Annotated in this window: 17 protein-coding genes, 2 tRNA genes and 1 riboswitch; of the genes, 8 read left to right on the forward strand and 11 right to left on the reverse strand. The window is 57.6% G+C overall.

From position 1 onward, the window contains the following. Window positions 1–464: 464 nt before the first annotated feature. The 6 genes from AB6729_RS02015 to AB6729_RS02040 all read left to right on the forward strand — a co-directional run bounded on the left by AB6729_RS02015 (window position 465) and on the right by AB6729_RS02040 (window position 2954). A complete protein-coding gene (locus AB6729_RS02015) occupies window positions 465–869 on the forward strand; it encodes a MarR family winged helix-turn-helix transcriptional regulator (protein ID WP_371079888.1) in 405 nt (134 codons plus the stop codon). 34 nt (window positions 870–903) lie between these two features. Next, window positions 904–1644 carry an NADPH-dependent F420 reductase gene (locus AB6729_RS02020; RefSeq protein WP_371079889.1) on the forward strand — a complete coding sequence of 247 codons (741 nt, stop codon included), beginning with the start codon at window positions 904–906 and terminating at the stop codon, window positions 1642–1644. 231 nt (window positions 1645–1875) lie between these two features. Beyond that, window positions 1876–2166: a tyrosine-type recombinase/integrase gene (locus AB6729_RS02025; RefSeq protein WP_371079890.1), complete on the forward strand. Its 291-nt coding sequence runs from the start codon at window positions 1876–1878 to the stop codon at window positions 2164–2166. Between the two features lie 210 nt (window positions 2167–2376). Beyond that, complete coding sequence (locus tag AB6729_RS02030) at window positions 2377–2685, forward strand: hypothetical protein (RefSeq protein ID WP_371081210.1); 309 nt, start codon at window positions 2377–2379, stop codon at window positions 2683–2685. Continuing rightward, window positions 2615–2839 (forward strand): PIN domain-containing protein, encoded by a 225-nt coding sequence (locus tag AB6729_RS02035; RefSeq protein WP_371079891.1) that lies wholly within the window; start codon window positions 2615–2617, stop codon window positions 2837–2839. Before AB6729_RS02030 ends, AB6729_RS02035 begins: the two co-directional genes overlap by 71 nt. Next, entirely contained in the window at window positions 2745–2954 is a 210-nt protein-coding gene (locus AB6729_RS02040) for a PIN domain-containing protein (protein ID WP_371081177.1), read from the forward strand. The genes AB6729_RS02035 and AB6729_RS02040 overlap by 95 nt, the downstream gene beginning before the upstream one ends. Here AB6729_RS02040 and AB6729_RS02045 read toward each other — a convergent pair. From AB6729_RS02045 to AB6729_RS02060, 4 genes are all read right to left on the reverse strand, one after another. Then, window positions 2858–3994, reverse strand: coding sequence for a TonB-dependent receptor domain-containing protein (locus AB6729_RS02045; RefSeq protein WP_371079892.1), 1137 nt, complete (start codon window positions 3992–3994; stop codon window positions 2858–2860). The two genes, AB6729_RS02040 and AB6729_RS02045, sit on opposite strands and share 97 nt — an antisense overlap. 3 nt (window positions 3995–3997) lie before the next feature. Further along, window positions 3998–4765 carry a hypothetical protein gene (locus AB6729_RS02050; RefSeq protein WP_371079893.1) on the reverse strand — a complete coding sequence of 256 codons (768 nt, stop codon included), beginning with the start codon at window positions 4763–4765 and terminating at the stop codon, window positions 3998–4000. Window positions 4766–4834: 69 nt separating this feature from the next. Next, the gene (locus tag AB6729_RS02055) at window positions 4835–8569 is read right to left on the reverse strand and encodes a carboxypeptidase regulatory-like domain-containing protein (RefSeq protein WP_371079894.1); all 3735 of its coding nucleotides are present in this window, start codon (window positions 8567–8569) and stop codon (window positions 4835–4837) included. Between the two features lie 114 nt (window positions 8570–8683). Next, complete coding sequence (locus AB6729_RS02060; RefSeq protein ID WP_371079895.1) at window positions 8684–11011, reverse strand: TIM-barrel domain-containing protein; 2328 nt, start codon at window positions 11009–11011, stop codon at window positions 8684–8686. Between the two features lie 492 nt (window positions 11012–11503). Here AB6729_RS02060 and AB6729_RS02065 point away from each other — a divergent pair, with 492 nt between their 5' ends. Continuing rightward, window positions 11504–12631, forward strand: coding sequence for a hypothetical protein (locus AB6729_RS02065; RefSeq protein ID WP_371079896.1), 1128 nt, complete (start codon window positions 11504–11506; stop codon window positions 12629–12631). A gap of 15 nt (window positions 12632–12646) precedes the next feature. Further along, window positions 12647–13174 (forward strand): tyrosine-type recombinase/integrase, encoded by a 528-nt coding sequence (locus AB6729_RS02070; RefSeq protein ID WP_371081178.1) that lies wholly within the window; start codon window positions 12647–12649, stop codon window positions 13172–13174. 70 nt (window positions 13175–13244) lie between these two features. On the opposite strand, the gene AB6729_RS02075 is transcribed toward AB6729_RS02070, so the two are convergent. The 7 genes from AB6729_RS02075 to purQ all read right to left on the reverse strand — a co-directional run bounded on the left by AB6729_RS02075 (window position 13245) and on the right by purQ (window position 18786). Continuing rightward, window positions 13245–13321, reverse strand: a tRNA-Asp gene (locus tag AB6729_RS02075). Between the two features lie 91 nt (window positions 13322–13412). Then, window positions 13413–14834 (reverse strand): voltage-gated chloride channel family protein, encoded by a 1422-nt coding sequence (locus AB6729_RS02080; protein WP_371079897.1) that lies wholly within the window; start codon window positions 14832–14834, stop codon window positions 13413–13415. After that, window positions 14818–14887: riboswitch (Fluoride riboswitch) on the reverse strand. Its footprint overlaps the gene before it by 17 nt. A gap of 17 nt (window positions 14888–14904) precedes the next feature. Further along, window positions 14905–14981 (reverse strand) — tRNA-Val (locus tag AB6729_RS02085). A 68-nt stretch (window positions 14982–15049) separates the two neighbouring features. Further along, on the reverse strand, window positions 15050–16915 hold the full coding sequence (locus AB6729_RS02090) for a ferrous iron transporter B (RefSeq protein WP_371079898.1): 1866 nt from the start codon (window positions 16913–16915) through the stop codon (window positions 15050–15052). Further along, complete coding sequence (locus AB6729_RS02095; RefSeq protein WP_334241451.1) at window positions 16912–17142, reverse strand: FeoA family protein; 231 nt, start codon at window positions 17140–17142, stop codon at window positions 16912–16914. Before AB6729_RS02095 ends, AB6729_RS02090 begins: the two co-directional genes overlap by 4 nt. Before the next feature lie 125 nt (window positions 17143–17267). After that, entirely contained in the window at window positions 17268–18083 is an 816-nt protein-coding gene (locus tag AB6729_RS02100) for a tyrosine-protein phosphatase (RefSeq protein ID WP_371079899.1), read from the reverse strand. A gap of 7 nt (window positions 18084–18090) precedes the next feature. After that, window positions 18091–18786 (reverse strand): phosphoribosylformylglycinamidine synthase subunit PurQ, encoded by a 696-nt coding sequence (purQ, locus tag AB6729_RS02105; protein WP_371079900.1) that lies wholly within the window; start codon window positions 18784–18786, stop codon window positions 18091–18093. Between the last annotated feature and the right edge of the window lie 6 nt (window positions 18787–18792).

Raw genomic sequence — 18792 nt, forward strand, 5'->3', positions numbered from 1 at the left:
CCACGTGACGCTTGGGCCGATTCGAGAACACCAGCCTCGTGCTGAGAGCCAAGTACCTTGCGCATGGACTTCAGTCAGATTCAGACGATCTGCGAAGCAGCCATACGAGAATGCATAACGCCGCCGGCATCGTCGGGGCCATCATTGGATGGCATAGCTTTTGGCCATTTGCTTGCCGCGAATCTGCGGTCGCCTGGTGTGGATGCGAAGATCGCTCAAGAACTTCTTCCGTCATGCCAACAGCCGTATCACCATAGACACTTGCGCGAGGGCCGTTGGCGGCAGAGAAGGGAATCGCGAACAGGAGACAGTTTCAAATGCTGCTTGGAGGAGCAGAAAACGGGACTCATCCTGTTCCTCCTGATATCAACGGTCGTAGTGTAATATTATCTAGCGCGCTAGTTAATAGCGCGCTATGGGAATGCATGTCGAAGAGTACATCCAAGAGAGACCGCAGAGTGAGTATGCAACTCTCTTTTGCCCTTTATGGCGCGGCCAACCGCATGGCGCGCTTGCATAAGCCATTTCTTGAGCCGCTTGGCCTGACGTTTCCACAGTATCTGGTGGTGCTCGAACTATTCAGCAGCGCACCCTGTGCCGTAGGAGAGTTGGGGGCAACGCTAGGTATGGACACCGGAACGATCACGCCCCTGCTCAAGCGGCTTGAAGTATCAGGCATGGTGACACGGAGACGCGATCCGGGCGATGAACGCCGTGTCCTCATTAACCTCACCGAAGCAGCCGCAGCCATGCGCGATGACATCTGGGGCATCACTGAAAAGATCAAGACCGCCTGCAACTTTACCAATCGGGAGTTGGCTCAGCTCCGCGATACGCTTGACGCGTTTGCACGCCCAGCTACTGATTGAGCAGATACTCAACACCCTTAAGAAGGAGATTCTCATGAAGATCGGCATTATTGGTTCCGGCAATATCGGCGCGACACTTGCTCGAAAACTGGTAGCGCATGGCGACGAAGTAAAAATTGCAAATTCGAGAGGGCCGGAGACCATTCGCGACCTCGCCCAAGAACTCGGTGCTACTGCCGTTAGCAAGGAACAAGCGGTAAAGGACGTTGAAATTGTGATTTTATCGGTCCCTTTCGCGAAGAATCCCGATCTGGCAAGCGTCCTGAGTGGTGTTCCTACGGACGTTGTTGTGATTGATACCTCGAATTACTATCCCTTCCGTGACGGTGCAATCACAGAGATCGATAACGGCAAACCCGAAAGCATATGGGTGAGTGAACGGATTGGCCGACCAGTCATCAAGGCGTGGAATGCGATGCTGTCCGCCACCCTTTCCGAAAAAGGAATGCCGCAGGGCACGAAAGGCCGCATCGCCATCCCTGTCGCCGGTGATAACGCAAGGGCAAAAAACACTGCGATGCGACTGGTGGAAATCACCGGTTTCGACGCATTGGATGCCGGCGATCTCGCGAATTCCTGGCGCCAGCAGCCGGGCACACCCGCCTATTGCACGGAACTGACGCTGCCTGATCTTCAGGATGCGTTATCGGCGGCGGACAAGGCACGCGCGCCCCGTGATCGCGACGCGCTGATAAAGGGCTTCATGGAGGCGAAGGCCCCACTCAGCCATGAGCAGATCATAGCGCGCAACCGCGAGGTCACGGCCCGACGGTGAGGTTGCAGGGGGCCGAATGGAGTGTGGCGCGCTGCCTTCATCCGGATCGAACTCTGAACGGAAAAGAGCAAACATGAAAATCGGTATTCTTGGCCCCGGCCACATCGGAAAAGTCCTCGCGTAAGCTAGCCGAGTTCAGTGGCGAAACAAGAGTCCTTATCCAACGCAAGAGGATTGGGTCTTTGCCAGCCCGACCATGAAGGGGGAACAACCCATTGGCCGGACAATCTCATGAAGCGGTACATCAAGCCGGTCGCCAGGGCGAACGGCATCAACAAGAACATCGGTTGGCATACCTTCCGTCATTCCTTCGGCACACTGCTGAAGGCCAACGGGGAAGACGTGAAGACCGTCCACGAGCTTTTGCGGCACGCCAACAGCAAGATCACGCTCGATGTTCACACGCAGGCCGTGAACTCGCACAAGCGGGCAGCACAGAGCAAGGTTGTTCAGATGATGGTTCCCAGCGTGGGTCAGAAGGCGGGTGAGATGGACCCGCAGAAAGCCCTGGTTGGAGCGTAATGGACCCTTATCGGCCCCATGACCTTTGCCCCTCTAAACCTTTGCCCTGTCCCTCGGTTCTCGGAGAATTTCGGCCACTTTTACGTCGGATTTCAACCGAGACTTCTGTTGCGGGAAGGCAGAGGTCGCGGGTCCAATATCTCTGACGTGGCACACTTGCGTACGCACTGGTACGCAAGGAGCCATGCTACGGAAGCCGTGAAGGTTGGCATGAGAGAGTTCCGAGACAAGCTTGCCACCTATCTCCTGGAATCGGAATCACCTGTGGTGATCACCCGTCACGGCGATACGGTGGGCTACTTCATCCCTGCCCGTCGTAAGCGGAGCGAGACGGATAAGGAAGCACTGCGCGAGGCCGCGACCCGCTGGCAGGAGATCCTGGATGCCGAGGGGATCTCGAGGACGAAGCAGTCGCTGGTTTCAAAGAATGGCGGAGTAAGCAGAAGCGATGACAGAGCAGAAGCGGGTTGTGCTCGATGCGAACATCCTCCGTGCCGTCTTCGAGGTTCGCGTGCGTAGCTTTCTTGAAACCTGCGAAGACTCCGTATCGTTCTACGCACCGGACATCTGTTTTGCGGATGCACGCAAGTACATTCCTTCCATCTTCAGAGAAACGTCGAATCGACCCTGGCCCCGGAATTCTCGTGCTCGATCATCTGTCGCGTTTCGTTGAAGTGGTGGATAGGAGTCTTTACGAAGAACATGAAGCCTCTGCGCGTGAACGAATGATCTCCCGTGACGAAGAGGATTGGCCGATTGTTACATCCAGGCAGTGTGCGAAGGTGTAGCTGCCCAGAAAGTACAGCCCACCAGCGTACCGCTTCTCGATCTTCGCCTGCAGCGAATCGTAGCGGGCAATGCCGCCGCTGGTGACGTTCACGATCGAGAAATCATAAAACGGCTGGTAGAGCTGGCCATTTGCGCCGGCGGGAACATACCCCGCATAGGTGTTCGCGTTATAGCTTGAGCGGAGGTGACGGCTCTGGTTGCCCTGGTAGCCGATGGTGAATGACATGGTGCTGGACAGCGAGTGCTGCAGGCTCAGGTTGTACGCCATGTTGTAAGAACTTTTGGCGTTTTGATCCTGGGCATAAATGGTGCTGACACCGGATGCTGCTGCCAGTGCTGCGTTACTGGTAGCAGCCGTGCCGAAGCCCGTTTCAAGGGTCTGTCCGTTTGTTGGGCAGTTCACCGTTCCATTCAGGTTGTAGCACTGGTTCGGTGTCGGGATAAAGCTCGCATTCACGAAGAACGGTGCGTTGTATGCAAGGTTCAGACCAAGGCCGATGTTCTCAAGGCCGCCGTAGAACATACCGAAGCCGCCGCGGAGCACTGTCTTCGGATCCACCAGGTAGGAGAAGCCTACACGCGGAGCGAAGTTATACCTCTTCGGGTTCACCAGGTAATTGTTGATGGTGTACTGCACGTTAATGTTGTCCGCAGCCAACGCACTGGTAAGCTCCGCTGAGAACGGATAACCCGATTGCGATGAAGGGATCAGCAGGGTGCCGGTACCCTGGTTCATGCCAGCGTATGTGCCATAGAAGTTGGCATGCTGATTGTTGCGTTCGCGGATAGGTTGTGAGTATTCCCAACGAATGCCAAGGTTAAGCGTGAAGCGAGGAGTGAGCTTCCAGTCGTCCTGCAGAAACCCTGCATAGTACCAACGCAGATCGGTGAACGGCGCCACCGTGCTCAGTGAGGAGCTGTTCATCTGATCCATCAGGAAGTCGGCTACGCCCGAACCGGAGACATTCACGAAGTCCGCAGGGTTCGACGTGTAGGTACCGGAGAAATTCTGTGTTCCCAGACCGCTGGGGGGCTGCAAGCCTTAGAACCGCACATGCTGGAAGTTGATGCCAGCTTTCAGCGTGTGCCTGCCCAGAACCTTATTCACGTTGTCGATGATCTGTAGAACGTTCTGACGCTCGTCTGACGGAACATACCCTGCGGTTCCGATGGAGTTGATATAGCCACCGAAGTTGATGTTCGGCAGACCACCAAGGTTCTTGCCCGTGGGAAGACCACCCAACCCGAGGCTGGAAGCGAACCCGCTGTTTGACGCCTCCGGACCCAGGTACGACGCATACAGCCAGTTGTAGCCGACTCGGAACTCATTCGACAATGTGGGGTTGAAGAAATGAGTCTCTGAGAACACGCCGCTCTTGGAGTAGTTCGAGTTCTGGCCTGAAGAACCAAACCCGCCACCATCCAGCGAACCGAACGGAGGAACGTAGTTCGTGGGATTGTTCGAATAGCTGTAACGCCCAAACATCTGGTCTTTCGGCGAGAAGTTGTAATCAAGCCGAGCATCGTACTGTGTCGTGTTGTTTGTGATCGCCGTTGCCGGAATGGTGTAGTTATTGAACACCTGCGACGAGTTAGCCGAATTGGGCAATGGGAACATGTTCAAAATACGCTTTGCGACCGCATTGATCTGGCCGGCGCACAGGACGTTTTCCTGGCCGTTGCAGGACAGGTAACGCGGGTCGGCGCCCGGGATGGCGGTTCCGCCGACGGTAGCGGTGGCCGTACCGCCCGGCTGATAGAGATGGATTACACCGTTCCCGGAGGTGTTTGCCGCGTCCAGCAACATCATTGATACCGAAATGCCTGCAAGGAGCCAGTGTGTGGCTCCTTGCAGGCAGTGGTGCGAGTTGTGTTGTTGTTAGAACGAGTACTTCAGCGAAACCTCAAGCGTACGTCGGCCCTGCTTCAGGGTCAGCGTACCGAAGGAGTTGCCGGCACTGGTGGGCGAGGTGATCTGCGGCAACGCCGAGCCGGGGTTCGCGCCTGTAAAGGTAAGGTTGCCATACTCGCTTGCGCGTGCTGAGTTAAACGAGTACAGGGGGTGGTTGAGGAAGTTGAAGGCGGATAGACGGAAGGTGAGCACCTGATGTTCCGTAACGTGGATTCCCTTGGACGCATTCAGGTCTGACTGGAAATACAGCGGACCATGCAGGTATGGGTAGAACGCTGGTCCCTGCACTGTGGGGCCGTTGGCTGTCTGTGCTCCCAGGCGGAAGCAACTGCCGTTGACGTATTGATGCGCCGCCAGGCCTGAGCGTGGGCTGCAGTTGAAGGTGGGCTGCACCGTGATGTCCGGTGTCCCCAACATGGCAAGGCTGCCCACGCTGGCACTCTGTGTTGTAGTGCCGCCGTAGTTCGCATCGCTGAGTTGAATGACCGGCGTGAAGTTCGGCGTGTTCAGGGCGACCTGAATGTTCTGGCCGCTTTGAATTTGCGTAATGCCGGATACTTCCCAGCCATTTGCGAATGCTCCGGCGAACTTATTCTTTACAGGGCTGCCAACGGTATAGGAGTAGTTGGCATTGAAGATGTGTGTGCGGTCCGTTGGCATCACACCGTAGTTACGGAGCATGTTGGTTGGATCAACTGGGTTACCGCCACCCACGGCACCAAGAATACCCAGTGCTTTGCTGAAGGTGTAATTCACACCATAGCGTAGCGGCCCTGTCTGTCGCGCCAGGGCAACCTGGAAGGCGTTGTAGTTTGAGAATGCAACGTGCTGCGGTACGTAGATATTTGTGTAGTTATTCACGGAAGCATACGGACTGGAGCCATAGGTGCCGGCTGAGGGGCTGTACGGATTGGTGCCGTATGGCCGATGCGAGTCAATGGTGTTCTGTGAAAAGTTTGCCACTGTCGTAGGCGTGGGACGCACGCCGGTCGAACTATTCGGGGCAAACAGCGCACCGTAGGACAGCGCATTCATGTTGTCCAGATTACCCGTCTGATTGCTGCCGTTATTCAACAGATGGTTGCTGGAGTTGCCAATGTAGGAAACTTCGATCTGGGTCTTGTAAGGCAGAATCTGATCGATTGCGACGCTGTAGGTTTGTGTCATGGCAGCTTCGTTGTCACCGCGGAGGAAGCCGCGGATGTTCGTGTCAGCGGTAGAAACCGCAGTTCCTGATGTGCTGACGGACAGGTTACGTGTGGATACGCCCGCCAGGGTGACACCACCGCTACCTGAGACGTACGTCGTCTGCTGGCCGATGGTCTGACTTACCGCATCGGTGACGTCATTGAACGAGTCGTGGAAACGATACTGCCCGTATCCACCACGAAGGACCGTCTTGCCCGTGCCGAAGACATCAAAGGAAAGACCTACGCGCGGTTCATAGAAGAAGGCGCGCGGATCGATGCCGGTGGTTGGAACTGTGGGGTCATACTGGTGCCAGCGCAGACCGGGCAACGGACGCGTTGACGAAGACGCCTGGTTCAGTGTGCTGGGGTCGAAGATTGGCACGCCACGGCCATGACGATCGTTCCATGGTGACAGGTGCTCCAAGCGCAGGCCGTAGTTGATGGTGAGACGGTTGTTCACCTTCCACGAGTCGGTGCCATAAAAGTCGATGTTCCAGAAATAGAGATCGTTGCTGGGCAGAATATTCTGCTGCGTATAACTGCCGAAGACCCCCTGCAGGGCATTCGCCACATAGTTACCGCTGCTGGTGTATGTGCTGCCGTCCACATCGGTGATGGTCGATCCTATGTAGTAGGAAGCAAGTGCGCCGTTGGTCGTTGCGAACGGAGTGCGTTCGTTGTTGACCACCTGCTCCACATAGACACCGGCCTTCAACGTATGCGAACGCACTACCTTGGTGAAGTTATCGCCCACATCCGGAAGGAACTTCTTGGCATAGATGGGGCCATAGGAAAAGTCCTGAACCATCGCGAGTGGCAGGCCATCCACGCCGTAATCCTGAAGCTGTGGAAGCGCAGTGCTGCCGTTCACATACGCGCCAGCGTACGGGTAACCATACTTGCTTTTTTGCAGCAGGGAGTTGTCTTTTGCCTGGAATGACTGGTTAAGGTATGAGAACGAGGCAAAGACTTCATTCGTCGTGGTGGAGTTGAGCACCATGGCAAGGTTGGCCGCGAGGCTCTGCGAGTTAATGGTGCTGAGCAAGCCTCCCGGAGTATTGACCGCACCGATGGTTGACGATGGCGAATAGTACGGGACCTGTGGCACGCCGCTGGCACCGCGCTCAATGGAGTAGCGTGTGAAGAATTTGAAGCGATCCGAGAAGGCAACATCCACGCGGCCAAGAGCCTGCCACATGTTGTTGTTGATCAGATTCTGCGCAATGTAGTTGTAGCTGCCGTTGCTGGCAGCGTTTGGCAGTGGTAACGCGTTGAGAAGTGCCGCGCCGCCGGCGTCAATCGATGAGGCAATGTTGCCGTTGGTTACTGCCTGACCATACTTATTAACGGTGGGAACCTGGTTGATGTTTGTGTAAGTGCTGCTGGAGATGCTGGATCCCAGGTAGGTGGCCAGTTGTGAGGCGCTGAAATCGCCATTGCGCATGGCCTGCGTCGGCACCAGCGCGTGTACGATCGCCGATGACGCGGCGCCGTAGGCATAACTATTGCGCTGCGCGTAATCTTCAGCGCCGGCAAAGAAGGTGATGCGGCGGTTGTGGTTGAATTTTGTCCCGGGAATTAGAACCGGACCGCCGATAGTAAAGCCTGGATAGACGTACCTGTCTGGTGGTTTCACATATCCAAGCTCCTTGGCGAGCCAGTCTGCAGAGTTCAGCTGAGACGTGCGGGCATATGTGTAGAGGCTGCCGTGGAAGTTATTGCCTCCAGCCTGCGTTACCGCACTCACCACGATCGGTCCCTGCGCCTGGTCCGCAGTGAAGTTGGCAACCTGCACCTTCACTTCGCTCACCATGTCGTAGTTCACGTTCTGAATGCCAGCGCCGTAATTGCCCGGATCAGTAATGTTGGCACCGTCCCACTTCAGGCTGACACCGGAGAGAGGCGTGCCGTTTGCTGCGTAGCTGCCAATGGCCCCATTCACAGCGACCTGCGACGGATCGTACGCGGTGTTGCTTATACCCTGATTGGCGTTCGCGAAACCCGGCAGGATCTTAAAGAGTTCGGTTACATCGCGCCCCTGCACGGCCAGATGCTCGATGTCCTGTGCGGTGATCAGGGCAGAGGTTTCTCCACTGGTCGTATCGATGCGCGCAGCATCAGCCGTCACCACAACTTGTTCGCTGCTGCTTGCCAGACCAAGCTGAATGTCGTTCAGTGCGCGCTGATCGCCGGGATCAAGATGCAGAGCCCTTTGGGTGAATCCGGCAAAGCCGCTGGCCGTTACATTCACGTCATACGTTCCGCTCTGCAGCGCAGGGAAGGTAAAGACACCGGCCGAGTTGCTGGTGACCTTACGGGTGTCGCCTGAAGCTGAGTTGGTGAGGATGACGTTTGCGTTCGGCAGCAAAGCGCCGGAAGTGTCATGGACTGTGCCGCTGAGGGTGGCTGTGGGAACCTGCGCCAGCGCGGCTGCGCTGGACAGCACCGCGACCAGCGCAATGCCGCGAAGCGGTCTACGTTCAATGAATGGAATGATGATGGAACTACGCATTGTGGCTCTCCTGAAAAGTGTTTTGAATGACCGGGGCGCGCTCGTTGTCGCCGTCACGGTTGAGGTAGAGCGATCTGATAGAGGATCGCCAAAAAGAAGCGTTGTGTGTGCCGTTTATGGATGAACGATCTCCACCACATGTGCCTCATCGCTCCAGGCATGTGGCCCGGTCTGTGTCAGCTTGCGGCTGGCATCATTCCAGTGAAGGTGTGTCACCTGGTATTTGCCTTGCTCGTAGGCGTACGTGGTGCCGTCGTCGTTGTAGAGAGTGAAGTCTCCGTCAGCGCCTGGATAGACCTTGACCCTGGCAATCGTCTGCCGGTCTTCAGTGCTTTCAACAACGGAACCAAGCGGAAGGACGGAACCGGCGCGGACAAACACCGGGATGGTATCGATGGGAGCGTTTACTGTGAGGCGCTGGCCACCGTGAAGGCGTTCGTTCGTCCAGAAGTTGTACCAGTCGGTACCAGCCGGCAAGTAGACAGAGCGTGTTGTGGCACCTTGTTCTGTTACGGGGGCCACCAGCAACGAGGGGCCAAACATGTACTCATCGCCCAGATCCGCCACGTTCGGGTCGGAGCCGAAGTCCAGGAAGAGGCCGCGCATGAACGGCTCACCAGTCTGATTGGCCTGCCAACCAAGGGAATACAGGTAGGGCATTAACTCATAGCGCAGCCGGAGATACTTCTCCAGAATGGGCTGAGCCTGTTTGCCGTAGCTCCACACCTCGTTGTGCGGACGGCTGCCGTGTGAGCGCATATTTGGCTGGAAGGTGCCGTACTGGAACCAGCGTGTGTATAGCTCCGGGTAGTCGTCGTAGCCGCCCACGTTGTCGCGCGCGTCGGAAGGATCCAGCAATGGTGGGTGAAGGGGCTTGTGCACCGATGGGAGACCCTGCCATCCGCCGATGTCCGTGGACCAGTAGGGCATGCCGGAGGCGACGAAGTTGATGCCCGTGGGCACCTGGCGGCGAAGCACGTCCCAGGTGGATGAGATGTCTGAGGACCAGAATGCCGCGCCATGGTGCTGCGCGCCCAGGTAGCTGTCACGCGCCAGGATGAAGGCCCTCTGGTGCATGTCCTTACGCATGCCGTTATAGAAGGCAGCAGTGTGGAAGTACGGGTAGACGTTAAAGAACTGCGTTCCCGGACCTACGTGGAGATAGCTGCCATTCGGTGGAACGTCCGGCTCAGTTTCGTCGGCCCAGAAGGCGTCGAAACCCTTGCTGACGTAGTTTTCACGAACCGTCTTCCAATACCACGCTGCCGCTTCCGGATTGGTGGTGTCGATATCGGAACCGGCACGGTCGTATGGCAGGCCATCCGTGGGAGTGCCGTCGGCCAGGTGTTCCAGCCAGCCCTTTTCTTTCAGCATGGGATAGAAGCGGCTTTCCGGCACAAAGCGCGGCCACACACTGATCATGGAGTGCATCTTCAGCCGGTGCAGCTCGTCGTTCATGGCCGTGGGATCGGGCCACTTGGCAGAATCCATGTCCATCTGGCCCATGACGGTGTAGGTGAACCAGTCCACCACCATGTCATCAATGGGAAGATGACGTGCGCGATAGCCGCGTGCTGCTTCCAACAGGTCTGCCTGGGAGCTGTAGCGCTGCTTCGACTGCAGATAGCCGAAGGCGGACTTGGGCGGCAACGGCGTATCGCCGGTCAGCAGGCGGTACCCGCGGTACTGTGCGGCGTAGTCGCCAGCGATGATGAAGAAGCTGACCCTTTGGCCTACCTGGCTGGTGAAGATGTTCTGGCCATTGAAGCCAAAACTGGCTGTCGTACGGGACGGATTGTCCCAGAGCAGAGCGTACCCCTGATTGGTGACCAGGAACGGAACGCATACGCTTTGGCCGGAAGGAGCGTTGTAGTTGTGCTCGCATTGCAGCACATGGCCACGGCGATCCAGGTAGCCCTCCTGGTTTTGCCCCATGCCGTAGTCGTGTTCCTTCTCATTGGCGCTGAAGTTGGCACCCACCACGTAAAACGGAGAGTCGGAGGGGCGGCGGTCATGGTTCAGCCAGGCTGTGCCGTCTTTGTAGTTCGGGACGGCCATCTGCCAGCCCTGCAGAGAGAGCAGGGAGGCGCCACCGGGCAGATTGAAGTTGAGGCCCACCCAGGGCGTGGACCCGTTGAAGTACTTTGCAATGTCACTTACGGGCTTATTTGTATGGACCTGGGCTGCATCCACAGTGACGCTTAGTGCGCTGGAACTCAGACGGTCTCCCCAGGTTCCGTTCGAGGGCGTCCATGCCTCCATGGAAGGCTTCGCAAGGATGCCGTACCCCGGTGCAGCGACGGCATCGTCGTGGCGCAGGCTGAGGCTTACGCGGACAATATTAGGGGCATATGGCTCAACCAGTACGGTCGCGTCTCCGCGGGTTAGAACCACCTGGCATGAGGCTTCCACGGCTCCCCACAGGAGGCAGACTGTTGCCATAACAACTGCGGGAGCCTTGACTTTCACGCGCAAGCGGCGTCCAAGGGTGGCAGAGAAAGACTTCTTTTGAAAAGACAACGTTCGAAACTCCTTACATGTGTCGCGCAGTTGTGCACTACACCGTGGGCAACAAACGATGGACAAGGTACGATACGGTTCTGTCCGGAGTAATCCCGCTAAGTTGCTGATTCAAAAGGGAAAACTTGTCTTGTAATTTGGGAGTAACATACATCTTCGGGTGGATTTGAAAGTTTTGATGAGTAGCGAAACCACAATGGAACGGGGAAATTCATCCCTGCGCATCTACGAATTGGAGGCGGCTCTCGCGGATATTTTGGCGAGCCCCTCGTTTCGGGCGTCGCAGCAGTGCCAGAGCCTGCTGCGTTACATCGTCACGCATACGCTGTCAGGAGTTGAGGGGATGCTGCGGGAGCGGGTTGTGGGGATGAGGTCTTCGGACGCCCGCCCGCGTATGACCCAGGCGAAGATCCGGTGGTGCGCATCCGGGCCGCGGATGTTCGCAAACGCCTGGCGACGTACTATCAGTCCCGCACGTCTGCACCAACGGTCAGAATAGACATTCCTCCAGGTTCGTACCGCGCGGTGTTCACCATAGCGGACGAAGTTGAAACCTCGCGCCCGGAAACTGCCCGAGCTCTTCCGGGCTCTCCTGCTGTGAATGAATCGCTGGCCGTCGCGGTTGTTCCTGAACTGGCTGGACCGGGCCAATCTACTCCACCGCCTGCTCCACCGCCGGTCACGCATCCGCATTCTGAACATTCTGAACGAGGCAGCCATCCCCTGTGGAAGTGGGTTGCGGTGGCCTCGCTGCTTCTCCTGTTTGGCGTCTATGGGTGGTATGCACGAACCGTGCAACGCGATCAGAGGGCGCTCATTGCCATGTGGGGTCCATTTGTGGCGAAGCGATCACCGGTTCTGATTTCAGTAGGTAGCAACGCTGTGTATAGAGTTTCGGAGCCGGTTGCGGACGCGTATGGCAAGGCCCACCACCTGGAGGGGGCGGGTATGGAGTTCTTCCCCGACTTTTCACCGCAGCAAACGCTTGCCTCCACCGGGATTCAGTCAGCCCCCTCCAGCTTCGTGGCCGAGGGCGATGTGGCCGCTGTTGCGGAGGCAGTCACTGTCCTGACGAGCCTTCACCAGCCAATACAGGAACGCTTTGCGAACAACATCTCCTTTGCGGAGGTGCAATCGAACCCCACTATTTTAATTGGCGGCTTCAACAATCCCATGTCCATGGAGTTGGCCCGTAATCTGCGGTTCACGCTTACCAGCCGGACGCGCATTGAAGACCACCGCAGTGGGGGCCGAGTATGGATACTGTCTGCGCCGCTCGACGCGCGTGACACACAGGATTATGCCATCGTCACACGACTGGTCTCCCATAAAGAAGCAGCGCCAGTGCTGGAGGTGGCAGGACTTGGTCAGTACGGCACGCTTGCGGCCATGCAGTTCGTGTGCGACCCTGACACAATTCTCTCGCTGAACAAGACTGCTGGGCCAGATTGGATGCACCACAATCTCCAGCTTGTTCTGCGCATCCGTGTCCTGGATTACAGGCCAGCCTCTACGGAGATTGTAGCGGCTGACTCCTGGTAAATCGGCATACTACGCATTCGATGGGCGGACGTGGACTTCGAAACTCTTGAGCTGCGTGTGACCCGATCCATCTGGCATCAGAAGATCGGGGATTGTAAGACGGAAGCCTCCGCAAAGCCGGTCCCACTCGACGGCTACATGGCGGAGGACCTGCTCCAGTGGCGGAAGAAGAGTCCCTATCCGATGCAAGAGGATTGGGTCTTCGCCAGCCCGACCATGAAGGGGGAACAACCCTATTGGCCGGACAATCTCATGAAGCGGTATATCAAGCCGGTCGCCAGGGCGAACGGCATCTACAAGAACATCGGCTGGCACACCTTCCGCCACACCTTCAGCACGCTGCTGAAGGCGAACGGGGAAGATGTGAAGACGGTACAGGAGCTTTTACGGCACGCTAACAGCAGGATCACACTGGACGTCTACACGCAGGCAGTGGGTTCCAACAAGCGCGCCGCACAAAGCAAGGTTGTAAGGATGATGATTCCCGGCGTGGGTCAGAAAGCGGGTGAGATCGACCCGCAGAAAGCTCAGGTTGGAGCTTAATGGACCCTTATTGGACCCGGATTTTTTTGTCACTTGAGGAGCCATACAGAACTAAGTTCTTTGTTTTGTATGGCGGGGACGACGGGGCTCGAACCCGCGACCTCTGCCGTGACAGGGCAGCGCTCTAACCAACTGAGCTACGTCCCCAAAGTGCGTTCACACTTTGTTGTTTCTGGGTGCTCGAGGTTTGTTCCTTTTCAGGTCCAGACCGAGCTGCCCAACAACAAGATTGAGTGTATCAGGTTTGATCTTCGTTGACATGCTTTGCCTGAACCTTTTCCTGTGCATTTCTTTTCCATTCGTGAGACAAGTGCGATCTGCCAGCGTTGTTTTCCGATTGCAGCTTGGCTTCCAGTGTCAGGGGGAGCTGTTCTGTGTGCTTGCTGCTGCGGATGCGCTGTGCGTGGTAAATGCCGTCATGTCCCGAGAAGAGATAGCTCAAAATGCAGGCGATGGCGGCGTAGGCACCTGCTTCGGCTCCGAAGAGCTCCATGGCCATCAGCGTGGAAGCCAGCGGCGTGTTCGCAGCGCCTGCGAAGACCGCGACAAAGCCCATGCCGGCAAGCAGGGAAGGTGGCAGAGGGATCACCGAGGAGAGGGCGTTGCCCATGGTGGCGCCGATGAAGAACAGCGGAGTAACTTCGCCACCTTTGAAGCCTGTTCCCAACGTGACAGCGGTTAAAACGAGTTTGGCTGCGAAATCGTAGAACGGCAGATGCGTGTGGAACGCCGCGACGATTGTGGGAACACCGAGTCCCAGATATCTGCCAGTGTGCGCGTAGCCGATGCTGAAGACCGTCGCCGTGATCAGAAGTCCACCAATGACTGGGCGCAGTTCGGAGCGATGGATGAAGCGGCGCATGATGTTGGCGATGGCATGGGTGATGCGCGCGAAGAGCAGGGCGACAAGGCCAAAGAGAACACCCGCGATTGACGCATAGAGGATGGTGCGTACGTTGAGGCTGGGAACTTCTGAGACGGTATACACCGTGTGGCGAATGCCGGGGAGGATGGGGTCCCATGCACGTGTGACCAGATCGCCCACGAACGCGGCGAGGAAGCAGGGGGCGATGGCGTCGTAGCCCATGGCTCCAATGGCGAGCACTTCCATCCCGAAGACGCCGCCTGCGAGGGGGGTCCCGAAGACGGAGCCGAAGCCTGCGCTGACGCCGGTCATCAGCAGGATGCGGCGATTCTGAGGTGACAGACGGAGTGGGCGTGTGAGCTGATCGGCAAGCGATGCACCGGTCTGCACAGCGGTGCCTTCGCGGCCTGCTGAACCGCCGAAGACATGGGTAAGAAACGTACCGATCAGGATGAGTGGCGTCATGCGGAAGGGGATGACGTCTTTGGGATCGTGAATCTGTTCCAGAATGAGGTTGTTGCCGCCTTCAACGGTTTTGCCGAAGTGGCGATACATCAGGCCCATCAACCATCCGACGGGAGCCAGCAGAAGGATCAGCCAGATATGGTTTTCGCGAAGGTTGGTCGCATAAGTGAGCGAGGCGAGCAGAATAGCGGACGCTGTTCCTGCAGCAATGCCGACGCAGCAGGCAAGGGGAATCCAGCGCAGCAGGTGACGCACCATGCTGAAAGGGTCGTTAAAGATTTGACGGAAATCGATTTTGGGCAATGGGCCTCCTACTGTCGTAGGAGTCATCAGCTCCAGCGTTGCCGCTGGGCATCAAGGCGAACCCCATCGCCTCCTGGTTGTGTGCTGCGAGAACGGTTGGTGGGCAGAGAGGGATTCGAACCCCCGACATCCTGCTTGTAAGGCAGGCGCTCTAACCAGCTGAGCTATCCGCCCGTTCCTGATACAGGATAACAAACTTAGTGGAGGATGTACGGTGTTGGCGGTGGAAGAATCTTAATCTTCTACAGGTGCATGGCGAGTGCAATGCGGTAGGTGGTAAACGATGCACCATAAGCCAGCACGGTCATGTAGGCGAATTGCAGCAGTGGCCACTTCCAGCTATTTGTTTCGCGGCGTACGACGGCGAGCGTTGCTGTGCATTGCATCGCAAGCGCGAAGAAGACCAGCAGCGCGATAGCTCCGGAAAGGCCGATCTCGCCACGCAGAGCATCGCCCACGTTGACCTGTCCGTAGAGTGTGGCCAGCGTGCTGACGACACTTTCACGTGCTACGAATGCGCCAAGCAGTGAAATACCAACGTTGCGATTCAGACCAAGCGGATGCAGCAGAGGTTGAATGACATCGCCGAGCCGGGCGAGATAGCTTGCGCCCACATCGCTGGGTTGGCCATTGTGGAACGGCATATGCGAGAGGAACCAGATGGCGAGGTTCAGCACAAGGATGACCGTACCCACCTGCTTCAGGAAGACCATGCTGCGGTCGTAGATGGCCAGTGCCACGGTGCGCAGGCGCGGCATACGATAGTTTGGCAGCTCGATGGCGAACATCGATGCCTGGCCCTTGAGTGCGCTGGAATGCAGCAGCTTCGCAGTGAACAGTGCTGCGAGAAGACCGACCGCATAGAGCAGCATCAGCGTGACGGCCTGCAGGCCGAGCAGATTGCCCAGAACTTTGCGCTGCGGAATGAATGCTGCGATAAGCAACGCGTACACCGGCAGGCGAGCGCTGCATGTCATGAACGGCGCGATGAGAATGGTGGCAAGGCGGTCGCGCTTGGATGGGATAGCGCGCGTTGCCATGATGGCGGGAACGGCGCAGGCATAGGCGCTGAGCAGCGGCAGGAACGAGCGTCCGTTCAGGCCCACGTGGCCCATGGTGCGGTCTGCAATGACGGCTGCGCGTGCCATGTAACCAGAGTCCTCAAGCAGCGTGATCACAAGGAACATGCAGAGAATTGTGGGCAGAAAACCGAGGATGGAGGCGATGCCGTTCCAGATACCATCGACGATGATGGCGCGCAGGATCGCGTCCGGGATATGCGCACCTGCCGCGATGCCAATGTTCCCAAGCCATGTGCTGAGCCATTGGCCTGCTGGATAGGCGAGGCGAAACATGATCTGAAATGCGGCAGCGATGAAGAAGATGCACATCAGCGGCCCAGCGACCGGATGCAGCGCCCAGCGATCAAAAGTGCGCGTGAACCTGGAATGATGCGGGCGGCGATATGCGCCGGAACGTGTGAGCGTGTTGCAGTCTGTAGCGCATCCGGGAGCGGCGTTACCACCGGCCTGCAGCACAGGCAGAATCTGTGCGGCGGCGTGCTCCCCGTTCAGAAAATGCGAGATGGCTTCCATGCCGGTGCCGCGGGACGCACTGATCAGGGCTGTAGGCGAACCTAATTCGCGTGCCACGGCCAGCGGATCAATGTAGCCGTCGCGTGCCACCAGTTCGTCCGCCATATTGATCAGCACCATGGTGGGGAGACCGCATGCCAGCACTTCATGGATAAGGCCCAGGTAGCGGTGCAGTGCTGTACCATCGACGACGAGCAGCACCGCATCCAGCTTGGGGACCCCGGGCTGCGCGCCATGCAGAACATTGACTGCGATCTTCTGATCTTCGCTTTCAGGTGTGAGCGACCACACGCCGGGAAGGTCAATGACTGTCTGTCCGGACTTCAATCTGCCGGAGCGATGCTCCACGGTGACGCCGCTGTAGTTGCTGACCTTCTGGCGCAGTCCTGTCAGCCGATTGAACAGTGTGGTCTTACCGACGTTCGGCGGACCGATGAGACCAATGGTGTGATAGGCCCCCGCGGGTTTGGCCGATGTGGATTTCTCCACTGCGATGACCGTTACGGTGCTCACAGGGCACTCTCCATGCGGATTTTTACCGTAGAAGCCGTTTCGCCACGGAGCGCAATATCAAAGCCATCCACGCGAACAATGAGGACAGTGCGGCGCGAAAGGGTCCGCACGACTTCTACTTCCGCTCCGGCATTCAGCCCCAGGGCGCACAGGTGGCAATAGGCCTCGCCCTGTGCCACACCCAGCACCGTGGCCTTCTCTCCATGCTTCAACTCTGCCAGGTGCACTGCGCGGGCCCTTCTTCCAGAAACTTCAGCGGGCGTAATGCACGCTTCTACTATCGTAACGCAATCTACGACAGATTTAGTCCTTGATTGTGATGAGGTTGTTTCCCGAAAGGACTCTGTTTCTTTCAGCGGCCGAAGATGCGCCGCCAGAAGGAGGGCTTCTCGTCGTCATCGTCGTCGCCAAACTGCTGCTCAAAGACGCCAACTGGTGCGGGTTGTGACGGCCAGGGCTTGCCTTCAAACACCGCAAGGGGATTGGTGATGCAAAGCCGCTGCGCGGTTTCCGTGCCAAGCCGTTCTGCCACAAGTCGATACGCAGAACTCATGTGCGGTGGACGGCGGTCCAGGTTATGCGCGTCGGTGGCCAGGAAGTGTACCCAGCGTTTCTCCAGCAGCTCCCATGCAAAGGTTTCCGCAGTGCTGCCGAAGTGGCCCGTGATGGAGCCTGCGGTTACCTGCAGAAGCAGGCCGCTCTTCATCCATTCGCGCAGGCGATCGCGCGTGCGTTGCAGTGTGGTGTTGCGTTCTGGATGAGTCAGGATCGGAGTCAGGCCATCTACGCGGAGCTGGTAGAGCAGCTCATCGATCCGGTTTGGAATGCCGACATCGGGCAGTTCAACAAGCAGGTATTCCGTTTCATTGATGGTGTAACGGCGCTTGTGAACGTGAGCGTCTTCCGTGTTTTCCCAGTTCATATGGAAGTCGCAGCCGAGGCCCAGTGTGATCTTTGTGGCGACTTCTGCAGGTAATGCTTCACGCAACTGTTGAAGCAGTTCTGCGTTGCGCTCGCGGTTGTACTTCCACGTGTCGTCCGCATGTGGCGTGGCGACGATGTGAGTGATGCCATCTTCCACCGCCATGGTAACCATGGCAATGGATTGCTCAAGGCTCTTCGAGCCGTCGTCCACACCGGGCAATAGATGGTGGTGAATATCAATCATCGGCAAATCAGGCGGTTTGCAGGCTCGCGATGAGTCCCTGGAAGAGTTTGAGGCCGTCGGCGGTGCCCAGAAGAGTTTCGCTGGAGCGGTCGGGATGCGGCATCATGCCCAGCACATTGCGGCCTTCGCTGAGTACGCCGGCGATGTTTTCCAGCGAACCGTTCGGGTTGGCATCGGCAGTGATCTCACCGGCGGTTGTGCTGTAACGGAAAGCGATGCGGTCCTGCTTCTTCAACGTGGCCAGCGTGTCGGCGTCACAGAAGTAGTTGCCTTCCATGTGCCCAATGGGCATCTGGAGGACTTCGCCGCGCTGCAGCAGGTGCGTGAAGGGCGAGTCGTTGGTTTCGGTGCGCAGGTTGACCTGCTTGCAGATGTAGCGCAGACCTGCATTACGCATCAGTGCGCCGGGCAGCAGGCCACTCTCGCAGAGAATCTGGAAGCCGTTGCAGATGCCCATGACGGGGCCGCCCTGCGCGGCAAACTTCTTCACCGAACCCATGATGGGGGCGAAGCGTGCGAGCGCACCCGTGCGCAGATAGTCGCCATAGGCGAAGCCACCGGGGACGAGGATGGCGTCGCATCCCTGCAGATCCTCGCTGGCATGCCAGAGAAAGGTCACAGGCTGTTGCGCGACGGCATCGATCACGTTGTAGGTGTCGTGGTCGCAGTTGGATCCGGGGAAGACAAGCACGCCAATCTTCATGCTTCT

Source organism: Terriglobus sp. RCC_193 (assembly GCF_041355105.1).
Taxonomy (GTDB): Bacteria; Acidobacteriota; Terriglobia; order Terriglobales; family Acidobacteriaceae; genus Terriglobus.